The 7,363-nt window shown below is 62.0% G+C and carries 5 protein-coding genes; 1 reads left to right on the forward strand and 4 read right to left on the reverse strand.

Translation table 11 applies throughout. The features are described 5' to 3' along the window. Positions 1-90: 90 nt before the first annotated feature. The 4 genes from ADJ95_RS05905 to ADJ95_RS05920 all read right to left on the reverse strand — a co-directional run bounded on the left by ADJ95_RS05905 (position 91) and on the right by ADJ95_RS05920 (position 6,043). Positions 91-1,437: a glycosyl hydrolase family 28-related protein gene (locus tag ADJ95_RS05905; protein ID WP_049333510.1), complete on the reverse strand. Its 1,347-nt coding sequence runs from the start codon at positions 1,435-1,437 to the stop codon at positions 91-93. Positions 1,438-1,980: 543 nt separating this feature from the next. Then, positions 1,981-2,976 (reverse strand): bile acid:sodium symporter family protein, encoded by a 996-nt coding sequence (locus ADJ95_RS05910; RefSeq protein WP_049333512.1) that lies wholly within the window; start codon positions 2,974-2,976, stop codon positions 1,981-1,983. Positions 2,977-3,098: 122 nt separating this feature from the next. Further along, positions 3,099-4,673, reverse strand: coding sequence for a M48 family metallopeptidase (locus ADJ95_RS05915; RefSeq protein ID WP_049333514.1), 1,575 nt, complete (start codon positions 4,671-4,673; stop codon positions 3,099-3,101). Positions 4,674-4,906: 233 nt separating this feature from the next. Further along, a complete protein-coding gene (locus ADJ95_RS05920; RefSeq protein WP_049333516.1) occupies positions 4,907-6,043 on the reverse strand; it encodes an acetate/propionate family kinase in 1,137 nt (378 codons plus the stop codon). A 414-nt stretch (positions 6,044-6,457) separates the two neighbouring features. On the opposite strand from ADJ95_RS05920, the gene ADJ95_RS05925 reads away from it, so the two are divergent. Then, the coding region (locus ADJ95_RS05925) for a hypothetical protein (RefSeq protein ID WP_049333518.1) at positions 6,458-7,363 on the forward strand (906 nt) is incomplete at its 3' end.

Genomic DNA, 7,363 nt, shown 5'->3' on the forward strand with positions numbered 1-7,363 from the left:
GGGCCGCTGCATCAGCCCGGAACTATTGGTCCGGAAACACCAGAGCGAGCCCGTGCCCCCTCGGGGCGGTCTCGCACGTCGAGGCCATCACTAGCCCATGAACACGCCGTTGCCGCGCTTCTCCAGCTGCTTGGGTGCGAAGGTCGAGTGACGGATGTGGTCCACCTCGATGAGCACGTTATCGCCCATAGCGCCGGTCACGTGCACGCGACGGCCCATCATATTGTTCTCGCCCAGGCGGTCATCCTTAGCGGAACCGTTCGTAATGTGCATATCGCGAATGTTGTTCTCAATGTAGAAGCCGTACAGCGAAGCCTTCGCCCAGCTGTAGGGATTGTGCGCGCGGGGTGCCACGAAGCGGCTACCGCGTGCGTTACGGCCGATGTACCAGTTGGCCGCCTCATCACCTCGAGCAGCACCGGTCACGGCATCCTGGAAGCTGGAAGACTCACCCAAGCAGCCAATGAACTGGTTATTACCCCACTCCACGAGCCAGCCGTGGCCGGCGTTCTCCTGGGCGGTGCAGCCAATGAACATGTTGCGGGTGCCCTGGATGAACCAGCCGGCGCCCACGTGGCGGGTCTTCACCTCGTACAGGGCGTTCTTACCCTGGTTGCGCTTGTTGAACCAGCTGGTCGACAGCTCGAACTTCGACTGGGAGGTGTAAATCTCGATGCCGGCGAAGGTACCGTAGCTCATGTTGGCGTCGGAGACGTCAATCATGGAGAACTTGTTATCTGCCGCGCCGGGGGTGTCGCCCTCGCGAGCGCGCAGCGGGTGACCCACGGGCTTGCCGACCAGCAGGCCCTGGCGCAGGGTTTGGCGGATGCGGATCTTGTCAATCTTCATGCCCTGGTCGTCCAGGCCCAGGATGGCCACGCCAATGGCGGTGTCCCAGATTTCGATGTTGGACAGGGTAGGCACTGCGTCCGGCTCACCGGGGTTGGCGTCCGCGATGCGGGTGTGGAAGATGACGCCCGCAACGTTGTCGACGGGTTGGGTGTGCTTCTCCAGGAAAATCTGGTTGCTCTTGGAGTCCAGCGGCAGGTTGTACTTGTTGGTGCGGATGAACAGGTCGCGCACGCCCATGCGCATGGGCTTGTTCTGGTTGGTGCCACCGCTCATGGGGGTGGTGTAACTACCGGTGTGGAACACGCCGGTACATTCGTAGCTACCGTTCTTGGTGGAGGGGATGCTCTTGTCGGTGAAAGCGACGATGCGGGTTGCCTGACCGTGGCCGAAGATTTCGACGCGGTGCTTCATCTCGATGAAGGGGTAGGAGACTCGGTAGATACCGCCGGGGATCTCGACGGAACCGCCGCCCTGTGCGGCGACGTCATCAACGGCCTTCTGGATAGCGCTGGTGGAGTCTCGTACACCTGTGGGGTCAGCGTTGTACTTGGAATCGCATACGTTCACGCTCATGATGGTAGCCATGATAATGTGTCCTCGTTTCTGGGGTGGATGCACTACAGCGACGAGCACGCAGGATAGCCGGAGCTATAGCTGCGCGTGGTGAAGCTGAGTTATCCAGTTGTGTCTGAGTGAATGTTTGGGAGCGTCTACCGGTACGAGGGAGTGAATCTCTTCCGGTCATCGCGCGGTCGGGGAGTGAATCCGCCGCGGCGAGTGCTCCGGGCCGGTTGAGGGAGTGAATCTCTACCGTGCCCATGTGACGTAGCGTCAGTAAATACTCGCAGGTGGAACCCGGTTTCGCTGAAGCTACAGTGAAATATTCTAAAGCACCATTTGGCTAATGCGAACCCCCAACACCGGATAGTGTTCAGGGTCTCCGAGGGGAATTTTGGGCCGAATACCCTGCAAACCCCACAGAAAATCAACTGACCAGCACAAACACCACATATTGCACATAAGTGCACTGGTCGGTTATTTTTAAAAAATTTTGTCATGTCCCCCCCTCGTGAACGCCCCGCACGCTATCCGAGAGGGCAGCGGACGACCGCGTGCGGGGGACGCCGGCTACTTCTTCGAAGCCTCCAGCGCGGCCGCCGCGCCCACCACATCCAGGCGCGCGTAACGCCCCGCAAGCCAGGTGCAAATCATCAGCTGAACCTGATGGAAAATCATGATCGGCAGCATCATCAGGCCCAGCGACCCGGCACCGAAAATAATGATGGCCATGGGCAGGCCGGCCGCCAGCGACTTCTTCGAACCGCAGAACTGAATCGTGATGCGGTCGGCACGGTTGAAGCCCAGACGCTTAGCCAACTGGTCGGTCAGCCACAGCATGAAAATCACGATGAGTGCCATCAGCACGATGAGCACCACGATCTGCCACCACGCCACGCGCGTCCACACGCCCTGCACCACCGAAGCGGAGAACGCCGAATACACAATCATCATGACCGAGAACTTATCCAGCCACTTGGTCGTCGGCTTCTTGGCGAACTCCCCCACCCAGCGGCGCGTGAGCTGGCCGAGTACGAAGGGCAGGAACAGCTGAATCGCGATGTCGAGAAACACGGTGCCCGAGAACTCAATATGGTCCGTGTGCATCAGCAGCATGGCCAGCAGCGGCGTGGCCACCACACCCACAATCGAAGAGAGGGAGGCGCTCACAATCGCCGCCGCCACGTTACCGCCCGCAATCGAGGTGAAGGCGATGGATGCCTGCACGGTCGAGGGCACAAAGGTCAAGAACAGAATACCCATGTACAGTCCATCACCGAGCACAAAACGCAGTGGCGAGAGGGCCAGGCCAAGCAGCGGGAACAGCACGAACGTGCAGCTCAAAATCATCAGGTGCAGACGCCAGTGGGTCAGGCCGCGAATGGCCTCCGCGGTGGAGAGGCGAGCGCCGTACAGGTAGAACAGCAGGGCGACCGCGAACTTCGTTCCGGTGCTGAACCAGTCGGCGAAGTCGCCGCGCGCCGGCACGATAATGGCCAGAATAACGGCGGTGATGAGCATGGTCAGCAGCGGGTCAAGCTTGATGGAGCGCAGTGATGAGAGCATAGCCCCTATTCTATGACCTGCGGTTAAAGAGCTGAACCCGCCGGGGGCACCTCTCACGATGAGGTGCCCTCGGCGGGTTCTTGAGCCTTTAGCGCCCGCGGGCGCGTTCACGGCTTAGCGGACTACTTGTTGCCGGGGTCGAAGCCGTAACCGCCCTCGCCGGAGGGGCCGGCGTCGGGTCGGTTGGAGCCGGGCTGCTCAGGGGCCGACCCGAACGGGCCGGGCTGAGAAGCGGGCTGGGCGCCGGACTGATCCGGGGTTCCGGACTGCTGGCCAGGCTGCTGGCCGGGCTGACCGAAGCCGGAGGCCGCCTGCTGGCCGAAGCCGGACGCACCCGCGGCGGGTGCACCGCCGGCGGCCGCGTACGCATCCCAACGCTGAGCGTGGAACGCGCGAGCCTGCTCGGTCTGCCATCCGCTGAACAGGGCCGTGTTCTCGGGGTATGCGAGGTCCTCCTCGGGCTTCTGTACCACGTCCACGGTCTCGAGGTTGTGGGGTTCCCAGGTCTTCTGGTTTTCCTGCATGAACTCGGTGGACTGAATCGGGTCGGGCCACATGCCAACGGGCTCCGAGGCGGGAACCAGCACGGGCACGCGCGGGGTGCCGTTGTCCGTGGGGTTCTCGGTCGGGCGCCAGAAGAGGCGGCCCGGCTGGGTGCGGTCACGCAGGGCGTGGGCACGCCAGGTGATCACGGGGTGGCTCATCAGCAGGTTCACGTACCAGACGGCCAGGCCGCGGTCGGTGACGGCGCGGTCGGCCAGCTCGTCGAAGTTGACCTGCTTATTCAGGTACTTACCGGCGGCCATGACCTTGATGGCACCCTCGGCACCCTCGGGGCAGAAACGGTAGCCGAAGTTATCGGCGGTGTACTCCTGAGCGCGGGACAGCGCGCTGGACAGCATGGGGATGCGGCTGAAGAGCGTGGTGAAAATCAGACGGAAGTAGCTGACGTGACCGGCCGCGATGTGGCCCACCTCGTGACCGATGATGAAGCGCAGGGCCTGCGGGTCACGGGACTTACCGCCGATTTCGAACAGATCGGAGTAGATGCAGATAAAGCGGCGGAAGCCGTGACCCGATGCGAAGGCGTTGATGGTGCCGTTACCGCTGATAACGTACGCGTCGGGTACGCGGCGCAGGCCGGCTGCCTCGGCTGCCTCGGCGAGCATCTGGTACGCCTCGGGGAACTGGGTCGGGGTGATGCGCACGCCGGTCACACGCTGCTGGGCGTAGAAGAGGGCACGAACGATGAAGAGCACGAGAGGGCCCAGAACCAGCATGGACACGGCCTGCATGACGATGTCCTGCACGCTGCTTGCCACGCGGCTGCTTGTGCCGCCGGTGTAGTCGCCCGAACCGGACGAGAAGAGCCACTGGCCCATGCGGCCAAACAGCGTAATGATCGACATGAACAGCACGACGTAGCCGGCCGCGGTGACCGCGTAGGCGGCGACCAGCCACGGGATTTCGGCGGGGTGACGCAGCGCGTGCAGCACCTTCGTCGGCAGTATGGACTGGTAGGCAAAGAACCTGGGTTCCGGAAGGGGGCTCACCGGCTTCTGACGCTTATCTTCGGGCAGCCAACCCGCGGAGAGGTCCTGCGGAAGGGGCGTGCCCTGCGGGGCGGGGCGCCCCTGGGGGCCGGGCTGGGCGTTGAACTGCCCGCCGGGCTGGTGGTTTTCAGGAGGTTGAGTCATATCTCGTCCACTTCGTATCGAGTGTTGTCTGACTCCACTCTATCGGGTTTGGGCACGCTTGGGTGAATACGAGAACGGTTTTTCTCACAAACCGCACGTATTTGGGCGTCCGGGTGCGCAAAAGCCCGCCGCAGCACCCGTTAGCAACGGATGCTGCGGCGGGCTGAAGCTCTACGCGCCGCGTGCGGGATGCCTCACGCACCCCGCGCGGTAACCGCGCGAAACTCGAGCGATTAGAGGCTCTTGACGAGCTCCTCGGTAGCCTCGGCGATGGCCTTCTCCTCGTTGGTGGGGATGACCAGAACCTTGATGGCGGAATCCTCGGTGGAAATCACGCGAGGCTCGGGGGAGCGCTTAGCATTCTCCTCCTCGTTGTACTTGATGCCCAGAGGGCCGAGGCGGTCCAGGACCAGCTTGCGGAAGTCGCCGGAGTTCTCGCCGATACCTGCGGTGAAGATCAGAGCCTGTGCGCCACCAACAACCAGGTTGTAGCCGCCGATGTACTTCATCAGGCGGTAGGAGGTCATGTCCAGTGCGAGCTGTGCGCGCTCATCGCCGGACTGTGCAGCCTCAACGACCTTACGCATGTCGTTGGAGCCAGCCAGTGCGAGCAGGCCGGACTCCTTGTTCAGGATGGTGTCCAGGCGTGCGCCGTCAATGCCCTCACGAACCAGGATGGTGGTCAGTGCGGAGGGGTCGATGTCGCCGGAGCGGGTACCCATGATCAGGCCGGCCAGCGGGGTGTAGCCCATGGAGGTGTCGACGGACTTGCCGTCCTTCACCGCGGTCACGGATGCGCCGTTACCGAGGTGTGCCACGATGCCGTTGAACTTGTCGCGGGCGATGCCGAGCATGTCGGCTGCAACGTGGGAGACGTACTCGTGGCTGGTGCCGTGGAAGCCGTAGCGGCGGATGCTGTACTTGTCAGCCAGGTCGTAGGGGATTGCGTAGCGCCATGCTTCTTCGGGCATGGTGGAGTGGAACGCGGTGTCGAAGATGGCAACCTGCGGCAGGGAGGGCCACTTGTGCATTGCGGCGCGCATACCCTGAGCGTGTGCGGGGTTGTGCAGCGGTGCCAGCGGGGAGAGGTCGTCGATCTGCTGGACAACTTCCTCGGTGAGCAGGGTGGGGTGGGTAAACTTCTCCGCACCCTGCACCACGCGGTGACCGACTGCCTGCAGCTCGCGGCCTGCCAGGACGGGCTCAAGCTTCTCGGACATGATGTCGAATGCGACCTCGTGGTTGGGCACGTCGGTGCCGATGTTTTCGACCAGGCCGGAGGTCAGCATCTGCTCTGCTTCGGGGAGGGAGGTGTCACGCACCTGGTACTTCAGGGAGGAAGAACCAGCGTTCACAACGAGAATAAGCATGAAAGTGTCTCTTTCGTAGTTTTCTTTTTCGCTCCATTCTCGCACTTTTCGGGCGTACGTGCGAGACAGCGGGTGCAGTGTCTTACGCCGCACTTCTGCGGGCGCCGCGCGCGCGGGTTTGGTGGGGCTTTTCTTTTCGGTCGCCGTGACCGGCTCACGGGCTGCCGGGTTTTAGGAATGTTAGACTGGTAGAGCATCAAAAACTTGAAACTAGCACTAGCGGCCCTGAGTTGCTAGGTTGGCCGGATGGGCTCTACTGGGATAGCAGCGCGGTGAAATATACAGAAGCCCCTTAGCGCTCAGATGGGATTTTGCACCAAGGCACCCGCAAGGGTGCCTTTTCCCATACCCCCCCCCGCACCGCAGCACGGGGACACAACAACCACACCACCAACCACAACAGAAAGAAAACCAATGATCAACACCAACCCCACCGCCCCCGCATGGATCACCCACAACGACCTCATCCAAATCGACGGCGGCCACTACATCACCTACCCCGACGACCTCGCCCTCACCCAAGCACTACGCACCGACATCGCCACCGCCCAAAGCATCAACCACCTCCTCGACAGCCTCACCACCGAACTAGCCGACGAAGAACCCATCGACGAAATGATCACCCTCATCAACGAAGGCTTCGCCACCATCGGCAACTGGCAAGCCTTCCTCTACAACCTACGCCTACGCTGCATCGCCCTACACAACCTGTACAAGAAGTACACCCCCGGCCAATACGGCCGCTACCCCATCGACGCCGACACAAAGCAGGACCTACTCAACACCGCCATCGAACTAGCCGTCAAGGGCGAAGAGAAAGCAAACCACCTCACCGAAACCGGCTACCAGTTCCCCACCCTCCCCACCCCCGGCACCACCCTACGCGAACCCGATCACCGCGAAGTCGAAAACTACCTAGCAGCCCTGCAGGATGAGGACATTCCCGCACAATTTAAGCAGATGGCAGCTTTGCGTGAACGTGTCTCCGACTTCGCCCAAGAACTCGACGAAGCAAAGGCCGCCAACACCACTGTTCCCCAAGCCTTCGAACTCAAAGAAGACGGCTCCTACTTCTCCAACGAAGAAGACTTCCAGCGCTGGATGGAAGAATACTCCCCCACCCTGGCACGCGTCATCGCCCTAGAGCCGTCCTGGGCTGAGCCGAACTTCATCCCGATGCTCTCGCGCGCTATGGTGCCGGTGTACCAGGCAACCCGCGTGGAACCGTTCATGCGTGAGGACATTCTCTCGCGTGCTCTGGCGTCTGTATTGGCGTCGGTTGAGGATGCGGGTGTGCGTGAGTCGGTTCGTCGTGAACTG

This window comes from Rothia mucilaginosa (assembly GCF_001061665.1).
Classification (GTDB): domain Bacteria; phylum Actinomycetota; class Actinomycetes; order Actinomycetales; family Micrococcaceae; genus Rothia; species Rothia mucilaginosa_A.